This window comes from Stenotrophomonas sp. YJH_SMC_16 (genome assembly GCF_059367875.1).
This window is the reverse complement of sequence record NZ_JCAFRH010000008.1, coordinates 1-19,027: the sequence shown is the minus strand read 5'-3', so window position 1 is coordinate 19,027 and position 19,027 is coordinate 1. Positions and strand designations below refer to the sequence as shown.

Annotated in this window: 14 protein-coding genes; 2 read left to right on the top strand and 12 right to left on the bottom strand. The window is 68.1% G+C overall.

The window, feature by feature from the left end; translation table 11 throughout:
- Window positions 1-11: 11 nt before the first annotated feature.
- From AC5P6E_RS16810 to AC5P6E_RS16800, 3 genes are all read right to left on the bottom strand, one after another.
- Window positions 12-1,094: a ribonuclease H-like domain-containing protein gene (locus AC5P6E_RS16810; RefSeq protein WP_428702311.1), complete on the bottom strand. Its 1,083-nt coding sequence runs from the start codon at window positions 1,092-1,094 to the stop codon at window positions 12-14.
- Complete coding sequence (locus tag AC5P6E_RS16805) at window positions 1,031-3,520, bottom strand: DEAD/DEAH box helicase (RefSeq protein ID WP_483698570.1); 2,490 nt, start codon at window positions 3,518-3,520, stop codon at window positions 1,031-1,033. The genes AC5P6E_RS16810 and AC5P6E_RS16805 overlap by 64 nt, the downstream gene beginning before the upstream one ends.
- Before the next feature lie 93 nt (window positions 3,521-3,613).
- Window positions 3,614-4,936, bottom strand: a complete 1,323-nt coding sequence (locus tag AC5P6E_RS16800; RefSeq protein WP_483698572.1) for a hypothetical protein — start codon at window positions 4,934-4,936, stop codon at window positions 3,614-3,616.
- 21 nt (window positions 4,937-4,957) lie between these two features.
- Here AC5P6E_RS16800 and AC5P6E_RS16795 point away from each other — a divergent pair, with 21 nt between their 5' ends.
- Both AC5P6E_RS16795 and AC5P6E_RS16790 read left to right on the top strand, forming a co-directional pair.
- Window positions 4,958-5,476: a hypothetical protein gene (locus tag AC5P6E_RS16795; protein WP_057503407.1), complete on the top strand. Its 519-nt coding sequence runs from the start codon at window positions 4,958-4,960 to the stop codon at window positions 5,474-5,476.
- Window positions 5,477-5,516: 40 nt separating this feature from the next.
- The gene (locus AC5P6E_RS16790; protein ID WP_019337490.1) at window positions 5,517-6,191 is read left to right on the top strand and encodes a hypothetical protein; all 675 of its coding nucleotides are present in this window, start codon (window positions 5,517-5,519) and stop codon (window positions 6,189-6,191) included.
- 110 nt (window positions 6,192-6,301) lie between these two features.
- Here AC5P6E_RS16790 and AC5P6E_RS16785 read toward each other — a convergent pair whose 3' ends face one another.
- The 9 genes from AC5P6E_RS16785 to AC5P6E_RS16745 are packed head-to-tail and all read right to left on the bottom strand — an operon-like array spanning window position 6,302 to window position 18,665.
- Window positions 6,302-8,110, bottom strand: coding sequence for a hypothetical protein (locus AC5P6E_RS16785; RefSeq protein WP_483698574.1), 1,809 nt, complete (start codon window positions 8,108-8,110; stop codon window positions 6,302-6,304).
- Window positions 8,107-10,287: a hypothetical protein gene (locus AC5P6E_RS16780; protein WP_423161744.1), complete on the bottom strand. Its 2,181-nt coding sequence runs from the start codon at window positions 10,285-10,287 to the stop codon at window positions 8,107-8,109. The genes AC5P6E_RS16785 and AC5P6E_RS16780 overlap by 4 nt, the downstream gene beginning before the upstream one ends.
- On the bottom strand, window positions 10,284-11,405 hold the full coding sequence (locus tag AC5P6E_RS16775; protein ID WP_019336353.1) for a BatA domain-containing protein: 1,122 nt from the start codon (window positions 11,403-11,405) through the stop codon (window positions 10,284-10,286). Before AC5P6E_RS16775 ends, AC5P6E_RS16780 begins: the two co-directional genes overlap by 4 nt.
- Window positions 11,402-12,298: a DUF58 domain-containing protein gene (locus AC5P6E_RS16770; protein WP_049408922.1), complete on the bottom strand. Its 897-nt coding sequence runs from the start codon at window positions 12,296-12,298 to the stop codon at window positions 11,402-11,404. Before AC5P6E_RS16770 ends, AC5P6E_RS16775 begins: the two co-directional genes overlap by 4 nt.
- A gap of 7 nt (window positions 12,299-12,305) precedes the next feature.
- Window positions 12,306-13,289: an AAA family ATPase gene (locus AC5P6E_RS16765; RefSeq protein WP_197576968.1), complete on the bottom strand. Its 984-nt coding sequence runs from the start codon at window positions 13,287-13,289 to the stop codon at window positions 12,306-12,308.
- Window positions 13,290-13,305: 16 nt separating this feature from the next.
- Complete coding sequence (locus tag AC5P6E_RS16760; protein WP_495231109.1) at window positions 13,306-14,013, bottom strand: DUF4159 domain-containing protein; 708 nt, start codon at window positions 14,011-14,013, stop codon at window positions 13,306-13,308.
- Window positions 14,013-15,347 carry a TldD/PmbA family protein gene (locus AC5P6E_RS16755; protein WP_019336350.1) on the bottom strand — a complete coding sequence of 445 codons (1,335 nt, stop codon included), beginning with the start codon at window positions 15,345-15,347 and terminating at the stop codon, window positions 14,013-14,015. Before AC5P6E_RS16755 ends, AC5P6E_RS16760 begins: the two co-directional genes overlap by 1 nt.
- A 21-nt stretch (window positions 15,348-15,368) precedes the next feature.
- Window positions 15,369-17,003 carry a metallopeptidase TldD-related protein gene (locus AC5P6E_RS16750; RefSeq protein WP_049408919.1) on the bottom strand — a complete coding sequence of 545 codons (1,635 nt, stop codon included), beginning with the start codon at window positions 17,001-17,003 and terminating at the stop codon, window positions 15,369-15,371.
- A 30-nt stretch (window positions 17,004-17,033) separates the two neighbouring features.
- Complete coding sequence (locus AC5P6E_RS16745; RefSeq protein ID WP_329835210.1) at window positions 17,034-18,665, bottom strand: TldD/PmbA family protein; 1,632 nt, start codon at window positions 18,663-18,665, stop codon at window positions 17,034-17,036.
- Window positions 18,666-19,027 lie beyond the last annotated feature (362 nt).

Sequence of the window (19,027 nt, the reverse complement as noted above, 5' to 3'; positions counted from 1 at the left end):
GCCCTGCGCCGTTACTGCCCGACCAGTGCCAGCGTCTCGCGCTCGCGTTGCTCCTCGCGTACCAACCGTTGCAGCAACAGGGCCAGGGTCACTACGTCCTGGTGATTGTGGTCGGCCACCCGGCGCAGGTTCACCGCGTCGCCGCCACGCAGGAAACGCAGCCATGCGCCCGGGGCTTCCGAGCCCGGCAGGTCGTCCTCGCGCACCACGCGCAGCAGCTGGCGTTCGATGGTGGACAGCTTGCAGTTCTCCCACGTGCCGCGATAGCGGCGGCGCGTGGGATAGAGCAGGTCGACGTGATCCAGTGCGGTGATCGGGCAACGTTGCCGGGCCAGCCGGTAACGCGCTTTCAGCAGCGGTGCGTCATAGCTGCGGCCGTTGTAGCTGCAGAACACGGTGGACGGTTGCAGCCAGCCGGCGAAAGTGGCCAGCATCGCGTCCTCGGCGGCCATCGTGGCCATCAGCAGCTGGCGGATGCGCAGGCCTTCGCCACGCTGTGGGCACACATGCCAGTCCGCAGCGCCGATCATGAAGGCGCGGGTGCCGGTGCCGCCGGCCAGGCCGGTGGTCTCGGTATCGAAGAACAGCAGGTCGCGCGCGGCCACGTGCTCGCCGTCGCGACGGGCGAAATCCAGCGACAGCGGCTGTGCCGGGATCGCCTGCGGCTGCAGCGATTCGATCAGGAACAGGCCCGGTGCGATCTCCTCACCTGGCAACTGACGGTCCTGTGCGCTGGCGCGAGCAGGTGCGGGGCCGCCGCGCGTGCGCAGGCCGAGCAGGCGATGCAGGCTGCCCACTTCGGGCCGACGCAGCGCGGACGGCGCCATGGCAGGTGCCGCAGCGCCGGTCGGCTTGTGGCGGATCTCCTGCTCGACCCAGGCGAACACCGAACGCTCGGCCGGTGGTTGCCGCGCATCGTTGGCGGCCACGGGTGCCGGTGGCGCAGGGGGCACGTCGGCCGCGGCCGGTGTGCTCGCCTTCGGGTCGCCGGCCTGCCTGCGCAGCAGGCGCAGCTTGTCCAGGCTCAGGCTCACGGCGCCAGCAGCTCCATCGGATCGCGCACAGGCACCACCACGTCGGGTACATGCTGGCAGGCATCGGCATCGAACAGGTCGAGCACGCGCAGTGCCAGCGCGCGCGGCGAAGTCTCATCCTCTTCCTGCGCGGCCAGCACCGGGCCGACGCAGGCCGGGCAGCCGGCCTTGCAGTCGCAGCGTTGCACCAGTTCGCGCGCGCGCTGCACCAGTTCGGCCTGGCGCTGCCACAGCGGCTCGCTGAGGCCGACGCCACCGGGGAAGTTGTCGTACAGGTACACGGTGGGCACGAACTCCTGCAATAGCTCGACAACGCCAGGATCACCCTCGCTGCCACGCAGCTGGCCACGGCCGCTCTGGTCGGCGATCGCGAACCAGGAACCATCGCCGTTGCCGACCGACTTCTGCAGGTCGCGCGCATCGGCCATCACCGCCACGGTGGCGACGATGTGCAGCGCATACGCTGCGCCGAGGAAGCCATCCAGCGCATCCTGCTTGCTGGCGAAGGCGCGCAGCAGCAGCGCCTGTGGCAGCTGCCACCACACCGCCGTGGTGTGCAGTTCCTGGTCGGGCAGGTTCACCGGCCCGTAGCCGATGTTTTCGTGGGTGTAATAGCGGATCTTCTTGTAGCCGGCCACGCGGCGTACCACGTGCACTTCGCCGTGGTGCGAATCGCCACGACCGGCCACGCCGCCATCGAAGCGGTCAAGCACCTTGAGCTTGGTGAAGTCGATGCTGTCGGTGTAGTAGTCCACGTGGGTGCGGGTGACGTAGGCCTTGCGCCCGTCCCAGTCCAGCGTCTCCACCTGGTACGGAGTGGACTGCACCATGTGGATGGCGCCTTCGTACAGGGTGAGTGCGGCGGCGGAATAATCGACCTCGGCGATGATCTGCTGGCGGCCATCGCTGCGGTCGACCACCACGAAGTTGCCGTCGGCCACCGCGCGCAGGCTGACCGCATTGGCGGGATAACTGTCGGCGATCCATTCCCAGCGCTCGCCTTCGCGGTGGATGACTTCGGTTTCGGCCAGCGCTTCCAGGAACACTTCCGGGTCGATCGGGCCGAAGCCATCACCTACGCGGAACGGCAGCTCGAACGCCGCGCAGCGGATGTGGTCGAACAGGATCAGCGGCTGGTCCGGCGCGATGCGCGCGTGCTCGGGCGAGGCCTCGGCGAAGAAGTCCGGATGGCGCACCACGTACTGGTCCAGCGGCTGCGAACTGGCCACCATCACCCCCAGCGCGGGCTGCTGGCGGCGACCGGCGCGGCCGAAGCGCTGCCAGGTGGCGGCCACGCTGCCGGGGTAGCCGTTGAGGATGACCACGTCCAGGCTGCCGATATCCACGCCCAGTTCCAGCGCCGAGGTGCTGACGATGCCGTCGATGTTGCCGGCACGCATCGCGCGCTCGGTCTCACGCCGCTCGGTGGGCAGGTAGCCACCGCGGTAGGCGCGGATGCGCGGCGGCTTGCGCGGGTCGTGGTCGAAAATATCCTTCAGGTACTTGGTCAGCACTTCCACCATCAGGCGTGTCTGCGCGAACACCAGGGTCTTCAGCCCGGACTTGATCGCGATGCGCGCGATGCGGTTGCTCTGCGATCGCGCCGAGGCGCGCAGGCCCAGGTCCGGATTGATCACCGGCGGGTTCCACAGCAGCACCTGCTTCGGCCCGCTGGGCGCACCGGATTCGGTGATGGCGGTGACCGGCGCTTCGATCAGCGCCTCGGCATGTGCCTGCGGGTTGCCGATGGTGGCCGAGCACAGGATGAACTGCGGTTGCACGCCATAGAACGCGCAGATGCGCTTGAGCCGCCGCAGTACATTGCTGACATGGCTGCCGAACACCCCGCGGTAGGTGTGCACTTCGTCGATGACGATGTAGCGCAGGTTCTCGAAGAACTGCGCCCACTTGGTGTGATGCGGCAGGATCGCCTGGTGCAGCATGTCCGGGTTGGAGACCACGATGTCGCCGTGCAGGCGGATGGCCTGGCGTGCATCGCCGGGGGTGTCGCCGTCGAAGGTGAAGGCCTTCACCCCGAGGTCGCCAGCGCGGTTGAGTTCCAGCAGCTCGGCCACCTGGTCCTGGGCCAGTGCCTTGGTCGGGAACAGGTACAGCGCCTTGGCCTTGTCCTGCATGGCCGCACTGACTACCGGCAGGGTGTAGCACAGCGACTTGCCGCTGGCGGTAGGGGTGACGATGGCCACGTGCTCGCCGCGCTGGCTGGCATCCCACGCCTCGGCCTGGTGGCTGTAGAGCTGATCGATGCCACGTGCCTTCAGCGCGGCGGCCAGGGCCGGCGGAACCGAATCGGGAATGGGGGCATAGCGGCCTTCGCGGCCCGGAATGGCAAAGCTGCCGGTGATGCGGTCGTGGTAGCGGCGCTGCAGGCGCGCGCTGAGCAGGGCGCCATCGCGGGCGGGCAGGCCATCGCGGGTGGCGAGCTTCTGCTCGGCATCGGCGGTGCGCTTGGCGAGTTCGTAAGCCATGGAAGATGGAGCCGGGACGGATTGCGAGGGGTCACATGGCAACACACTCACGTCTCAGGATGTGAGACATCGCGCGCGAAGGGCGTGAACCGTTCAGTGCCACGGGTCCGGACGCTGCGCGATGTCCGCGTCAAGCGCCTCGCTGCGGCGGAGGAACTGCACCATGCAGACCACAAACCGCACCGCGTGCCAGCCCAACGCCAGCAATGCCACCGCCTGCCAGCCAGACGCAAGCGGCCAGCCCGGCTCCAGGCGCTGCGACCACGGCATCCAGGCGGCGCCGAAGACCAGCACGCACGACAGCAGGCCCAGCCACGCCAGTTGCCAGAACCCTCCCGTGGGCGGATAGCGCCGTCGGTCACTGGCCAGGCACCATGCCGTGCCCGCGCCCAGCACTGCGCCGTCACAGGCGCGCACATCCAGCAGCATCGAGCGCCCGCGGGAGAATGCCGCAGCGTGCTCCCATTTCCCTGGTAGCTGCACACGCCGGTCATTGCCCAGCAACCACACCCGTGATGTCTGGGCAGTACGCTGGTACGCGCGCAGGCGCCCGCGGACCCGCAGCACGCGCTGCGCACTCGCAGGGCCGTTGCGGCGAGGGAGGCCCAGCCAGGCTGCAAGACCGGCGATGGCGAGCAACGGCATGGCGAGCAGGCCCGGGACGCCGGTGGCGGCCCACAGCGCCAGTGCGGCAATCACCAGCGGGGACGGACGCAGGCCGGGACCCCGTCGCATCGAGATTTCTTCGGGTGTCTCCAGGCGCTCGCCACAGACGCGGCTGGTGGCTGCATCCGGCCGTGCAGCAGCGATGGTGAAGCCATTCAGACGCACCACCATGGCCACGTGATCACCCAGTACCACCTCAGCTTCATTGTCTTCCGAGAGGTAGGGCCATGCCTGTCTTGGCACCAGCACGGGAATGCCACCCAGAAAGCCGTCACCGACCGGGAAGCTGTTTCGCCACGCCCCGCCGGTGAAGGCGCCATGCAGCCGCTTTATCTGGTCGTCATGGTCGCAGCCGGTCAACGCGCGCACCGGTGCCAGTGCCATGTGTTCGTCCTCGCCCAGCGTCCGCAGCGTGCTGCTCCGGCGCAGCGAGGTGATGCCGGCGCGGACACGCGATGTCCATTCGGCGGCGGTCGCGATGACCATCAGGCACACGACCGCCAGACCCACCAGTACTGCCGCGCGCGACATCAGCAGGCGACTGGCCGACGCGGCGGGCGTGTGGAGGGAGCTGTCATCAGGGATGGGCCTTACCGGGAAAATCGCAGGATGCCGTCCCCGCGCCCCGAGGGGAATGAAGTTCGTTGCAAACTTCGGCGCCCAGGCCGCGCAGCGATGATGCGTGACACACCCTGAATGCCCCCGCCGATGCCAACGAAATCTGAAGCCCGCATCCGTATCCTTGTTCACTGGACGCAACCAACAGGGTGGATGGCTGTGGCACAACGTGGAACGCAGGGAGTACTGCTGGCCAGCCTGTTGCTGGCGGGCGTCGCGCAGGCGCAGCAGGCAGCGCCGGTAGCGGTGTCCGATCCTGTGCCCGCTCCCCCTGCTGATGCCCCGGCAGCACCTGCCGCGCCGATCTCCACCACCCTGCCGCAGGACAATGTCACCACCCTCGGCGAAGTGCGTGCGCTCAAGCCGGAAGACGAGCCGCTGGACCTGTACCGCTTCAAGAATCCGGTGAAGTTCGGCGACAACCGCTTCAGCCGCGACTGGAGCGAACCGCCCTCGCCGGAGCAGGTCAGCATGGGCGGCGGCTACATCATGATGGGCGTGGTCAAGGGGGTGATGGCGGCGGCCAAGGGGATCAACAAACTCACCGGCGGACCTGCGCAGATCCAGGCCGCCGTGGCGCGGCCACCGCCCGAGCTCAGTGCCGAGCAGCAGCAGCGTGCGCTGCGGTTCTCCCAGGAGCAGGATGCCGGTGATGCACCGCCGGTGAAGTAGGCCGGTATATCCTGCTGGCTCCCCCACCGGTAGGGCTGCCATGTTCCTGCGTTCGATCTGCCTGTTGGCCGCATTGCTGCCGGTCTCCGCCTTCGCGGATGGCATTGCCGATGATGGCGCCTGCCGCAATGGCGCGTTTCCCTCCGAACAGAGCCGGTTCGCCCTGGCGCGGGTGGTCGATGCACCACGTCTGTACCTGCTTGGCGACATGGACGGCTGCCCGGCCAAGGGCGAGCCGGCCTGCCGCCAGCGCAGCTATGTGGTCAATGGCGATACCGTGGTGACCGGGCGCGACCTGGGCCGCTATCGCTGCGCGTTCTTCCCGAACAAGGTGGGTGGCAGCGCCGGTTGGGTCGACCGCAGCAAGCTGCGGGCGTTGCCGGTGGTCGTGCCAGCGCTGCAGGATTGGGCGGGCGAGTGGAAGGATGGCGACAACGGCCTGAAGATCCGCGTGCAGGGCGGGCAACTTCATGTGGAGGGTGACGCCTACTGGCCCTCAGCCAACCCCACGCCGGAACAGCGTCCCTACGGGCCGAACATGGGCCAGGTGGAAGCGCGGGCGACGCCGCGTGGTGCTGATGTGGAATTCGTCGAGGACACCTGCAGGGTGCGAGTGCATTCGCTGGGTGAGGTGCTGATCGTGGCCGATAACAGCGAATGCGGTGGCATGAACGTGCGTTTCAACGGTGTGTACCGGCGAGCCGGAAAACGTTGAAGGGCGCATGAGGGATGGGGCCGGTAGATCCACGCCACGCGTGGATGCTGTGCGCGATCCAACGGCGGGGTCGGAGCCCTTTCGCGAACGAAAGGGATCCGACCCCAGGCTCAGCGCCGCCGCTCCAGCCACCACAGCAATGATGCGCACAACACGAACGCCAGCCACCACGGCCAGGGCGAGCCCGGCACGGGGTGCATCACCGACGCGTCTGCAGGCGTGCTGGCAGCCAACGCCTGCGTGGTTGCATCGATCATCGCCTGCCGATGCAGCGTCGGTGCATCCTTCGGGTCGAACACATAGCGCCAGACAACGCTGTCGCCACGCTGCAGGCGCTGCCAGCCTGCCTCACGGGGCCACCAGCCGGCGCAGCGCAGCGCCGATGTCGCGCCATCGACAATCAGGGGTACGGCGTCACCACGTTTGTTGAAGACCTGCAGCGGCGCTTGCACGCCACACAGCGCCTGCCGTTCGCCTGCCCAGCTGATCGGCTGCGGTGACCACAGCGCATCATCGCTGCTCTGTGCGCGCGCCAGCGTGGCCACCACGCTGCTCCAGAGTTCGCCATGGCGGTCATCGCGCCCGGCCAGCACCCAGCGCCAGCTGTCGGTCAGCGGCAGCAGGCCGATGCGGCCCCTGCCAACCGCGCGCCAGCCACCGATGGCATTGCCGGCACGATCGTGCAGCAGCGCGTTGCTGCCCGGCGCCTGCAGCGTCAGTGTCTCCAGCGCTGGCAGGGCGGCACCGTGCGAGCTGCGGTCGGCCTCTTCGCCGTAGCCGGTCGGCAACGTGCCAGCGGCGAGCGGGCCACGGCGTGCGGCGAGGATCGCGCTCTCGCCATCGCCGGGAAGTTCGAGGGTGCGGCTGCTGCCATCGCCCTGCACGGGCAGGCCCAGATCGCGGAGACGCTGGCGCGCACTGGCCGAAGGTGCGCCCGCGCTGCGGACCAGCACGCCCAGTCCATCGCGCAGCGCCTGGCGCACGGCGGCCAGCTGGCCCGCACTCAATGCCGCCAGGCTGCGTTCGTCCAGCAGCAGCAGATCGCTGCGCGTGAGCGATGCTGCATCAATCGCCACCGCGCCATCGCCGATGCTGAGTCCGGCCCCGGTATCCGCCTGCACCTGCACACGGATGCCGGCATCGGCCGCCCAGCGGCGCAGGTACTTCAGCTCTGGACCCGGCGCGCTGGCGCGCACCAGCAGGCGCAGCGGTGCGGCCGGCAGGGTCTGCTGCGGCACCGGGACGCTGTCCACCACATGGCCGTCGGCATCGAGCAGGCGCAGCTTGAACACGCTGCGGCCTTCGGCGCGGGCGATACCGCTCAGCTGCACGCGGCTGTCGTCGGCAACGTCCGTGCGATCGACCACGCTGTCGGCCGGGTCGAGCAGTTCTGCTTTCGCCTTTGCCGCGCCACGCGCCTGGGCCAGTACTTCGAAGCGTGCACCGGGGGCCACATCGGCCGGTGGTTGCAGCGCGATCCAGCCGCGCGGCTCCGGTGCAGCCTGCCAACGTACATCCGGTGGCAGCAGCGCGTCGCGGTCCCGTGCGGCCAGGCCCGCACCGACCAGCGTCAGCGTGGAGGCTGGATGCTGGCGCAGCGCGGTGGCCAGGTCGGGTACGCGCTGTGCGCCGGGCACATCGGCAGCTTCGGGCAACAGCAACAGTGGGCCTTCGCTGGCTGGCAGTGCACCCGCCTTGTCGGCCCCAGCGCCGAGCACGACCAGGCCAGCGGCGGATCGCTGATGCGTCGGAGGTACCAGGCAGACATACAGCAGCATGGCAGCGGCGATCTGCAGTGCGATGCCGATCCAGCGGCGACCTCGGTGCGTTGTGCTTCCACGCAACAGGCGCACGCTGGCGATGACCACGACCACAGCAAGTGCCAGCGCAATCCACAGGTTCGGGCTGGAGGGGGTCATGGCTGCGCCTCCAGCGCGTCGAGGTAGCGCTGGCCCATCGCATCGGCCGCACTGCGCCGCATCGCCTGCGGCAGTGGACGTTGCAGTGCCCGCCACAGCTGTGCGCGCAGGCGCAGGCGGCAGTCGTGGCAACCGGGCTCGATGCGCAGCTGCTCGATGGCGGCGGCCAGATCCAGTGCATCGGGCAGGTAGGCGGCGTTGCGCTGCTGCCAGGTCGCGAGCGCATCGAGATCCGGTGCGCCGTTGTCATCGCCGAGGCGTTGCCAGGCTTCAACAATGGCCGGGTCCGGCGGCGTGCGCGCGGCCAACGGCAGTTCACGACTGGCCAGTCCGGCGCGATCACCGCCGAGTCGACGGCCTTCATCAATCGGTGGCAGCTCCGGCCCGACCCGGGCCAGATAAATGCGTTCGGCCTGCTGCACCTGCTTGATGAAGCCCAGCGCCTTGTACGCGAAGGGCAATGCCTGTTCCGGACGGCCCTGGCGCAGCTCGCCTTCGGCCGACCACATCTGGTCCAGCGCGGCCTTCAACGTGGCGCGGGTCTGCGGATCGAGCAGAGTCGCCGCCTCGGCGTGGTCATGGGTGTGGCCATACTCGGAGAGCACGTCGGTGTCGCTGCCGAACACCGGTGGCGTATCGGCATTGGCCGGCTTGCCGCCGTGGTCGTGGCCATGCGCGTCGTGCGCGCCTGCATCGGCGCCATGGTCGTGATCGTGCTCGTCGTCATGGTCGTGGTCGTGGTCGTCTGCGGCCGGCGTATCGCTGGTGGGCAGGTCACTGGTCGGCGGTGGCTTCGGCGCACCTTCGCTTTCCTCGCCCAGGAACTGGCCGTAGCGCAGGCGCAGGATGCGCTGGTCGACACCGATCGCATCGCTGCGCTTCACGAAGTCCTCGGCGGCCAGGCTGCGTCGCTGCCGGATCAACGCTTCGGCATCGATGATGATCTGCCGCTGGCTGCGGAAGTACGCAGGCAGGGTCTTCTTGATGCGGCCCTCGAGCTCTGCGCCAAGCGCGACTTCGGCGCTGGGCAGGCGCAGGATCACGCTGCTGCTGCGCCCGGTCTGCGGCGTGGGTGCATGATTGTCGCGCACCTCCAGCTGGGCGATCACGTCGTTGCCGGGCTGCGCGCCCAGCGACGCCAGATCCAGGGTGTGGGCGAAACGCCGCGCGGTGGCTTCGCCGCTGCCGGCAAGCGTGACGCTGCGCTTCACGAAGGTGATGTTCTCACCGCTGCCCTGGGTGGTGGTGATCGACAGCGTTGCCTGCGCCGCGACACCGTAATCGTCGTTGGCTTCGAAGCGCAGTGCCCACTGTCGCTGCCCCGGCGTGCCCAGCACCAGGCTGGCCGTGGGCTCCAGTACGCGCACGCGGGGTGCACGGTCGGCCACCACATCCAGCCGATGCAGGCGGGTCTCTGCCAGTGCCGGTTCGCTCACCACGCGGTACAGCACCGGCGCGCGTGCCACATCCTGCGCCTGCCACTGTCCTTCGTGCTCGCTCAGCGGCAACCTGCGACCATCGTGGAACTGCAGCCATGCCTTGTCCGGTGCACGGTCGAAGCGTAGCGACCAGGACAGCCGGCTATCTGCGGCGACCTTGGCGTCCAGCGCATTCTGGGTAAGCGTGGCCTGGCCGGTATAGACCGGTGCGTCGATGCGCAGGCGGGTGGACTGCAGGCGTAGCGGGCCTGCGGCGGCCGTGCTGCCTGGCGCCGACGTGCGGACTGGCGCGGAACCGGGGTTCGAACGTGGCCAGCCGACTGCCAGCACAACAATGGCCAGGCCCGCGATCCAGCACAGCGCCAATGCCCCAGGCGGCCAGTGTGGACGCAGCTCCGGCATCGCACGTTCCAGCGTGGCCAGCACATGCGCACGCTGGCGCTGCTGTAGCGGATTGAGCGTGGCGGCATCGGCGAACAGCAGATCGGCACTGTCCTCGCTGGCACCGCTGCCATCAAGGTGGCGTTGCAGCCACTGTCGGTCCAGTTGGCGGGCATGCGCAGTGGCGAAGCCCGCACACGCGAGCAGGCTGATCGTACCGACGACGCAGGCGATATCGAAACCTGCCAGACGCAGGGCCAGCACCGCCGCAGCCAGCGCCCATGGCAGGCCCAGCAGCAGGGTGATGAGCGCACGGCGCCGGCGCGCACGTTGCCAGGCGTGCTGCCAGGTATTCATGCGGCCACCCTGCGGCGGGCGCTGCTGGCCATCCAGCGTTCCAGCGCGAACAGCAGCACGATAGCCAGCAACAGCCAAGGCGTCGGCTCACGCAGCGGTGGTGTTGCAGCAGGCAATGCGGCCCGCTGCGGTGCCTGGTCACGTGCATCGCCCAGGCGCGGAGCCGTGGGTGGCTGCAGCGCCAGCAGCAGGGCACGCGGCAACTTCGGATCGCGCAGCGCGGCGTTGCTCGTGGTATTCCAGTCGCCCGGCAGCGCCAGCAGATAGCCGTGGCCGACGCGTTGTTGCCACAGCAGCGGTGCGCCCTCCGCGTCGCGCAGCAGGATGCGGGCGTCGGCAGCGGGCTTGCCGGCGGTGATGACACGACCGCCGTCGCGCAGCCACGCCTGCCAGTTCGCCGGCAGTGCATCGCTGCGGCTCCACACGCCGATCTCGCCGCGTTCAGGCAGGGCATCCACCGACAGCGGAGCGAGCGGTGCCTGCACGCCCCACGCGCGCTGCAGTGCGTTCAACCAGTGCTGGGCAGTGGCGGATGCCTCGCCGTGCGCGCGCAGCTGCGGCAATGCCGCTGCAGTCTGCGGCGGTGTGACCGGCATCGGCTGCGTGTGCCATTGCACGTCGCGCGACAGCTGCAGGCGGGCGCCATCCAGGCCGGGCAGGGGATCGGGAACGTGCACGGTCAACGCGGTGCCCGCGGGCAGCTGTGCGTCCAGTTCGCGCAACAGGCTGGGCAGGGATGCGCTGGATGCCGGTGGTGCCTGATCGATGGCGGGGAAGCCAGGTGCCAGCCAGTGCCAGTTGCCCTCTTCGGCGGTGCCGCGCAGTGCGGCGGCGTCCATCCCAGGTGCCACTACCGTCCAGGCAGCGGGGACAGGGGCAGGGCCGGTCAACGCAGGTCGTGCCAGCAGAAAGGCCAATGCAGCCAGCAACATCAGCCGCACCAGAAGCAACGGCCAGTCATCGAAGCGGATGCGCTGGCGCGGCCGGATCTGTGCACGCAGCCAGCGCAGTGCAGCGAAATCCAGTGGCGTGTACGGATGGCGCCGGGCCAGGTGGATCAGCAGCGGCAGCAGCCCTGCGGCGAGCGCGGCCAGGCCGAGCGGGAACAGCAGGGTCATGCAGCGCCCCCACGGCCGAACAGCGCCTGCAGCGGCTGGTCCAACGGTTGGTCGAGCCAGCCGGTGGCACTGGCGATGCCGCTGGCCTGCAGGCGCGCACGTAATGCGCTGCGTGCGTCAGCGAAGCGCTGCAGGTAATCGGCGCGGATCGCCGCGCCGTCGCCCAACAGTTCCTCGCCGGTTTCCGGGTCGCGGAAGCGGTGGCCGGCGTCGAACGGGAAGTCGCGCTCGTCGGCGGTCAGGATCTGCAGCAGTGCCACTTCGCGGCGTGCGCTGGCCAGCTGTTCGAGCAACACGATGCCGGCGTCGTCGAAGCCATCACCGATTGCCAGCAGCAGGTCGCCCGGGCGCACGCGTTCCCACAGCGGGCGCAGGCGTTCGGCCGCAGGCCACCCACCGCGGGCCTGTAGGGCGTTCAGTTGCAGATGCACACGGTCGCGCTGGCGCGCGCCGTTCGCTGCGGGTACCAGCTGCAGGCCATCGCCACTGATTGCCAGCAGGCCAAAGCGGTCGCCCTGTTGCAGGGCCAGTTCGACCAGGCATGCGGCCACGCCGCACATGTGGTCCAGGCGCGTGCGTTGCGGCGCCGCGCGATCGGCCTGGCCGGCCGAGGCGGTGGCATCGAGCAGCAGCCAGACCGTGATCGGGCTTTCGCGTTCGGATTCGCGCACGAAAAAGCGGTCCGAGCGCGCGTACAGCTTCCAGTCGATCTGGCGCAGTTCGTCCCCGGGCTCGTAGGCTCGGTACTGAGCGAATTCGAGACCGGCACCGCGGCTGCGGCTGGCGTGCTGGCCGATGCCGCTCGCCCCGCTGGCCAGGCGCGGCCGCAACCGCAGCAGGCGCAGGCGCGCACGCAGTTCCGGTGGCAGGGTCAACGGCGTACCTGCGTTCACGCGTGGCTCAACCCGGGAACGGCACGGCCTGCAGCAGCGCAGCGACCACGTCGTCGGCACGCTTCTGCTCGGCCTCGGCGGCGAACGACAGCAGCAGGCGATGGCGCATCACCGGTGCGGCCAGCGCCTGCACATCCTCACGGGTGGCGGCAAACCGGCCCTGCAGCAGCGCACGGGCCTTGGCGGCCAGCACCAGCGACTGCCCGGCACGCGGGCCGGCGCCCCATTTCACCCATTGGTTGATGGCGGCCGGCGCGCCGTGGCCCGGACGGCTGGCACGCACCAACCGGGTGATCCAGGCCAGCACATCGGGGCTGACATGCACCTGGCGTACGGCGGCCTGCAGGGCGATCACCGCTTCGGCATCCATCACCTTCGGCACCGCGTCGGTGGCACCGCCGGTGGTCTGTTCCAGGATCTGCCGCTCCTCGTCCTCGCTGGGGTAATCCACCAGCACATGCAGCAGGAAGCGGTCCAGCTGTGCTTCCGGCAGCGGGTAAGTACCCGCCTGCTCGATCGGATTCTGCGTGGCCAGCACGAAGAACGGCGCCGGCAGCGCGTAGGTGGTACCGGCGTAGCTGACCGTGCGTTCCTGCATCGCCTCCAGCAGCGCGGCCTGGGTCTTGGGCGGGGTGCGGTTGAGTTCGTCGGCCAGCAGCAGGTGGGTGAAGATCGGGCCCTGCTGGAAGCGGAAATGGCGATGACCCGTGCCGTGGTCTTCCTCCAGCAGCTCGGTGCCGAGGATGTCGCTGGGCATGAGGTCGGGGGTGAACTGCACGCGCCGGAACTGCAGTTCCAGCGCCTGGCCGAGCGAGCGCACCAGCAGCGTCTTGCCCAACCCGGGCGCACCTTCCAGCAGGCAGTGGCCGCCGGCCAGCAGGCCGATCAGCAGCTGCTCGACCACGGTGTTCTGGCCAACCACGGCGCGTGCGAGCGCAGCGCGCAGATCGTGCAGGCGCGGCAGCAGGGAATCGAGGTCGGGGGAGGTCATGGGCGTGCAGGTCCTATCAATTGTTCAACGCGTACATCACGATGTTGACGCCGAAGCGGGTGTTGTCCTCGGCCAGGAAGCGCTTGTTGCGCCAGTCGTAGTCCCACTCGCAGCCATAGTCCTTGTTGCTGTAGAGCAGGCCCAGGCGGCCGTCGACCTCGATGCCCTTCAGGTAGTCGTGCACCAGGTCGTCGCCCCAGCCGTTGAGTTCGAAGCTGGTGGCGGGCGGGCCATCGGGGAAGCGGAAGAAGCTACGGTACAGCGCGTGGCTGTTGGGCAGCTTCTGCAGTGCCTTCGGACCAAACAGGCGACCCATCTGCGCCTCGAATGAGGTGGCGAACAGGCCGTCGATGTTATGGTTGCAGTCGTCGACGAAGACGAAGCCGCCATTGCGAACATAGCGGACGAAGTTCTGCCGTTCGGCGGCATTGAACTCCACCAGCGTGTGCCCCGCCAGGTAGCAGAACGGCGCCTCCAGCATGCGCGGGTCGGCCAGCGCTACCACGTGTTCCTGCGGGTCCACGCGCAGCGAGGTGTAGTCGATCAGCGAGGTGATCAGGTTGGACGGCATGCGCGCGTCCACGTCCCAGTCGCCGGAGTCGTACTGCAGGCGGGTGAACCAGAAGTCGTAGCGCGAACTGCGCGGGCCCGCCTGCGCGAAGGCCGGCAGCGCCGCCGCCGAAGCGGCAGCGGCCAACCAGCGCAGGCAGGCCCGGCGATCCATCAGACCGCGTCGGACAGCGAGGTGAAGGTGAAATCGCGCAGCTTCATCGGCGGGATCATCATCACGTAGCTGGATTCATCACCGGCCACGCGCACCGGCTTGCCCAGCTCTTCGATGTTGTTGAGCATGATCACCGGCGATTCGTTGAAGCGGAAGTTCTTCACCGGGTGCTTGATCTGGCCGTTCTCGATGTAGAAGGTGCCGTCGCGGGTGAGGCCGGTCAGCAGCACGGTCTGCGGATCGACCATGCGGATGTACCAGGTACGGGTGACCAGGATGCCCTTCTGGGTGCCGCGCACCAGTTCTGCGGTGCTCTTGTCGCCACCGCTCATCAGCAGGTTGCCCGGCGTGGCCTTGGCGGTCTTGCCCTGCTTCTGTGCCCAGAAGCGCGAGTAGTCCAAGTTGGCGATCTTGCCGTTCTCGATGATGGCCATGCGCTCGCGCGGCATGCCCTCGCCGTCCCACGGCAGCACCGGTGCGTCCGGATGCCACGGGTCGGCGATCATGGTCACGCGCGGGTCGTAGACCTGCTCGCCCAGCTTGTTGCCACCGCCCTTCTTCGACAGGAAGCTGCGGCCTTCATCGGCCGAGCGTGCGCTGAAGAAGTTCATCATGAAGCTGATCAGGCCCGCGGCCGCGGCGGGCTCCAGGATCACCGTGTACTTGCCCGGTTCCAGCGCCTTGGCTTCGGCCGATTCGGTGGCCTTGCGCATGGCGATGCGGATGTCCTGGTCGGCCTTGAAGTCCGCCGCATCCTTCAGGTTGCGGCCGACCCAGCCCGAACCACGGCCATCTTCGGTACGCACGGTGCAGGTGTAATCGAAGTTGGTGGTGCGCTGGTAGGCGAAGTTGCCGTTGCTGTTGGCGGTGGCCTGGAAGCCCTGGCCGTCTTCGAGGAAGCCGGCGGCGATCAGGCCGTGGCCACGGCAAGGAGCGATCGAATCGGCGGCGACCTTGGCGCGGAAGGCCGGATCGATGGCAGCGGTGGACTCGCTGAACGTCGGGCTGGCGCGGTAGCTCTGCTTGCCGATGGCCGGCATGAACTCCGGATTCTCCGGCGCCAGCCGGGCCAGATCCTCGGCACGACGCACCACGCGTTCCAGCGCGGCATCGTCGAACTCGTTGATCGAGGCCGTGCCGACGCGCTTGCCGAAGGCGACGGTGACTGCCAGCTCGGTGTTGTCGACGATGCCGCTGGTGGAGACATTGTTCAGCGCGAAACGGATGTTGCCGCTGATCGCGCCGGCCAGCACGGCGGTGCACTCGTCGGCCTTGGACAGGGCGATGACCTTGTCGAGGATGGCCTTGGCCTGGGCTTCGGTGAAGATACTCATGGTGTAAGGGCTCCTGACCGATCAGCCGAGGCTGCGTGCGGTGTTGATGACGTTGATGCCGTTGAAGCGCGCGGTGGACGAACCGTGCGAGACCGCCGAGACCTGGCCCGGCTGGCCCTTGCCGTCGAAGAACGAACCACCCAGGCGGTAGTCACGCTCGTCGGCCACGGCGGTGCAGGCATTCCAGAACTCCGGCGTGCGGATCTGGTAGGCCACGTCTTCCAGCATGCGGGTGATCTGGCCGTTCTTGATCTCGTAGAACAGCTGGCCGCCGAACTGCGCGTTGTAGCGCTGCTGGTCGATCGAGAACGAACCATCACCGATGATGTAGATGCCGTTCTCCACGTCCTTGATCAGGTCCGGCACGCTCAGCGGCTTCTTGCCCGGTGCCATCGACACGTTGGCCATGCGCTGGAACTGCACGCTGGACCACGAGTCGGCGTAGCAGCAGCCGTCGGACTCGGTCTTGCCGAGGATGTGAGCCTGGTCGCGGATGGTCTGGTAATCCACCAGCTTGCCGTCGCTGATCAGGTCCCAGCGCTTGCACTTCACGCCTTCGTCGTCATACGCGACCGCGCCCAGGCTGCCCGGCTGGGTCTTGTCGGCGAAGATGTTGACCAGCTCGCTGCCGTACTGGAAACGCTGCTCGCGCTTGTCCAGGGTGGCGAAGCTGGTGCCGGCGTAGTTGGCCTCGTAGCCGAGCACGCGGTCCAGCTCCAGCGGATGGCCGATCGACTCATGGATGGTCAGCCAGGTATGCGACGGATCGAGTACCAGGTCGTACTTGCCGGGCTTGACCGACGGCGCCTTCAGCTTCTCCTGCGCCTGCTTGGCCGCCGCGATGGCGTCTTCCTTCATGTCGTAGGACGAACCGTAGTTCACCACGCCGTTGGGCGTGAGCACCTTGCCGCTGGCGGCGCCGTCCAGGTACTCGTAGCCCAGGCCCATGGGCGAGGACAGGCCTTCGCGGGTACGGAACTTGCCGCTGGACTTGTCGATGGCGGTGATTGTCATCGGTGCCCAGATGCGGTGCACATCCTGGTCGATGTAGGAACCATCAGTGGAGGCGAAGTACTTCTGCTCGTTGACCAGGAACAGCATCGAGTTGACGAAGCTGGCACCGGCGCCCATCGCCGCAGCGTTGACGTCCAGCAGCAGGCCGACCTTGTCCTTGATCGGCACCTCCATCGCATTCTTGCGGATCGGCGTGCGCCAGCTCACCTCACCGACGCCCGGCGCCTTGGCCAGCTGCACCGGTGCGGTCTGCACGCCGGCATTGGCCTTGGCAATCGCTGCAGCCTGCTGCGCGGCCTTGGCCACATCGGCCGTACCCAGCGCATTGGTGGCGGCGAAGCCCCAGGCGCCGTTGACAATCACGCGGATGCCCACGCCGGTGGACTCGGTGTTCACCACGTTCTGCACCTTGTCCTCGCGGGTGATCACGAACTGCCGCAGGTAGCGGCCGATGCGTACGTCGCAGTAGGTGGCGCCAGCGCTGCGTGCGGCCTGCAGGGCGGCGTCGGCCAGGCGCTTCTTCAGCCCCAGGTCCAGCGTGCTCTGCAGCTGTTCGGCGGCAATCGCCTTGCCGAAGAAGGAGGGCACGATCAGCCCACCCGCGGTAAGCCCGGTCAGGGCCAGGAAGTCACGTCTTTGCAAGGCTGCTCTCCATGTCGAAGGATGGGTGGCTCAAGCGCCGAGACTGCGCGCGGTGTTGATGATGTTGATGCCGTTGAAGCGGGTGGTGGACGAACCGTGCGAGACCGCCGAGACCTGGCCGGGCTGGCCCTTGCCATCGAAGAACGAACCGCCCAGGCGGAAATCGCGTTCATCGCAGATGGCGGTGCAGGCGTTCCAGAATTCCGGCGTGCGGATCTGGTAGGCCGCGTCCTCGACCATGCCGGCGATCTTCCCGTCCTTGATCTGGTAGTACAGCTGGCCGCCGAACTGCGCGTTGTAGCGCTGCTGGTCGATCGAATACGACCCGCGGCCATGGATGTAGATGCCGTTCTCCACGTCCTTGATCATGTCCTCGACGCTGAGTGGCTGTTTGCCCGGCGCCAGCGAGACATTGGCCATGCGCTGGAACTGCACGCTGGACCAGGAATCGGCATAGCTGCAGCCGTGCGACGCATCGCGGCCGAGGATATGGGCTTCATCGCGGGTGGCCTGGTAGTCGACCAGGATGCCGTCGCGCACCAGGTCCCAGCGCTGGGTCTTCACCCCTTCATCGTCGTAGCCGACCGCACCGAGGCTGCCCGGTTGGGTCTTGTCGGCGAAGAAGGTGACAATGTCGCTGCCCCAGCGGAAGCCGGCATCGCGCTTGTCCAGCGTGGCGAAGCTGGTGCCGGCGTAGTTGGCTTCGTAGCCGAGCACGCGGTCCAGCTCCAACGGGTGGCCGACGTTCTCGTGGATGGTCAGGAACAGGTTGGACGGGTCCAGCACCAGGTCGTACTTGCCGGGCTTCACCGACGGCGCCTTCAGTTTCTCGCGCGCGTGGCGGGCGGCGGCGATGGCGTCTTCGACCGGGTCGTAGGAATCGCGGTAGGCGGTGATGCCGCCGGGCAGCTGCACCTTGCCGCGCGCATCGCCATCCAGGAACTCGTAGCCCATGCCCATCGGCGAGGACAGGCCGGCGCGGGTGCGGAACTTGCCGCTGGCCTTGTCGATGGCGGTGGCGGTGAACGGCAGCCAGATGCGATGGATGTCCTGGTCGATGAAAGAACCGTCGCTGGAGGCGAAGTACTTCTGTTCGTTGACCAGGAACAGGGTGGAATTGATGTAGTCGGCGCCCGCATTCAGCGCGGCGGCGTTGAGCGCCAGCAGCAGCTCGACCTTGTCCTGGATCGGCACCGCCATCGCGTTCCTGCGGACCGGCGTCTGCCAGCGGACCTCACCCACCGACGGCGTCGGCGCCAGCTGCACCGGCCGGGTCTGGATGCCGGCGTTGGCGCGGGCGATCGCCGCCGCCTGCTCGACCGCAGCGCGCACGGCGGCCTCGGTCTGCTGATGGGTTGCAGCGAAGCCCCAGGCGCCGTTGACGATCACCCGCACGCCCACGCCGGACGATTCGCGGTTGGTCACGTTGCCGACCTGGTGTTCGCGGGTGATGACCGACTGGTTGAGATAGCGGCCGATGCGGACATCGCAGTAGCTGGCCTTGGCGGTGCGCGCGGCGGCGAGCGCCACGTCCGCCAGGCGCCGGCGCTGGGCGGTATCGACCGGTGCGAGCAGCTGCTCGGCGGCGATGGCACGGGAATGCGGCAGCAGCAGGCCCGCCAGGCCCAGACCGGAAAAAGCCAGGAACTCACGTCGTTGCACAGCGTTTCTCTCTCTCGCTTGCGTGCGGTTGGCAACGGGCCGGACCGATCACGTCAACTCCTCGACTTTCGCCAGCGCGGCGCGTCCGGGCAAGTGACTGCAGTCATGGTTGGTGGGGGTTTCGGCAGGGCTAGCAGCCCTGCACCTGCTTAATGCAACGGCAACGGCCAAAGCCAGAGCGGCATTCCCTGGGATGGCGGGGCGGTGTGGGTGGGCAGGACACGCCGTGAACCTGTGGTGGTCAAGTATTTTTGGACACTCCCAAAGGGAGTTCAGGCCACCTGCTCTTCACAAAGCGCAGGTGGCACAAGGCCGTTGGCACTGTGCGGCCGACGGTGGTTGTACCAGTCCACGAATTGCTC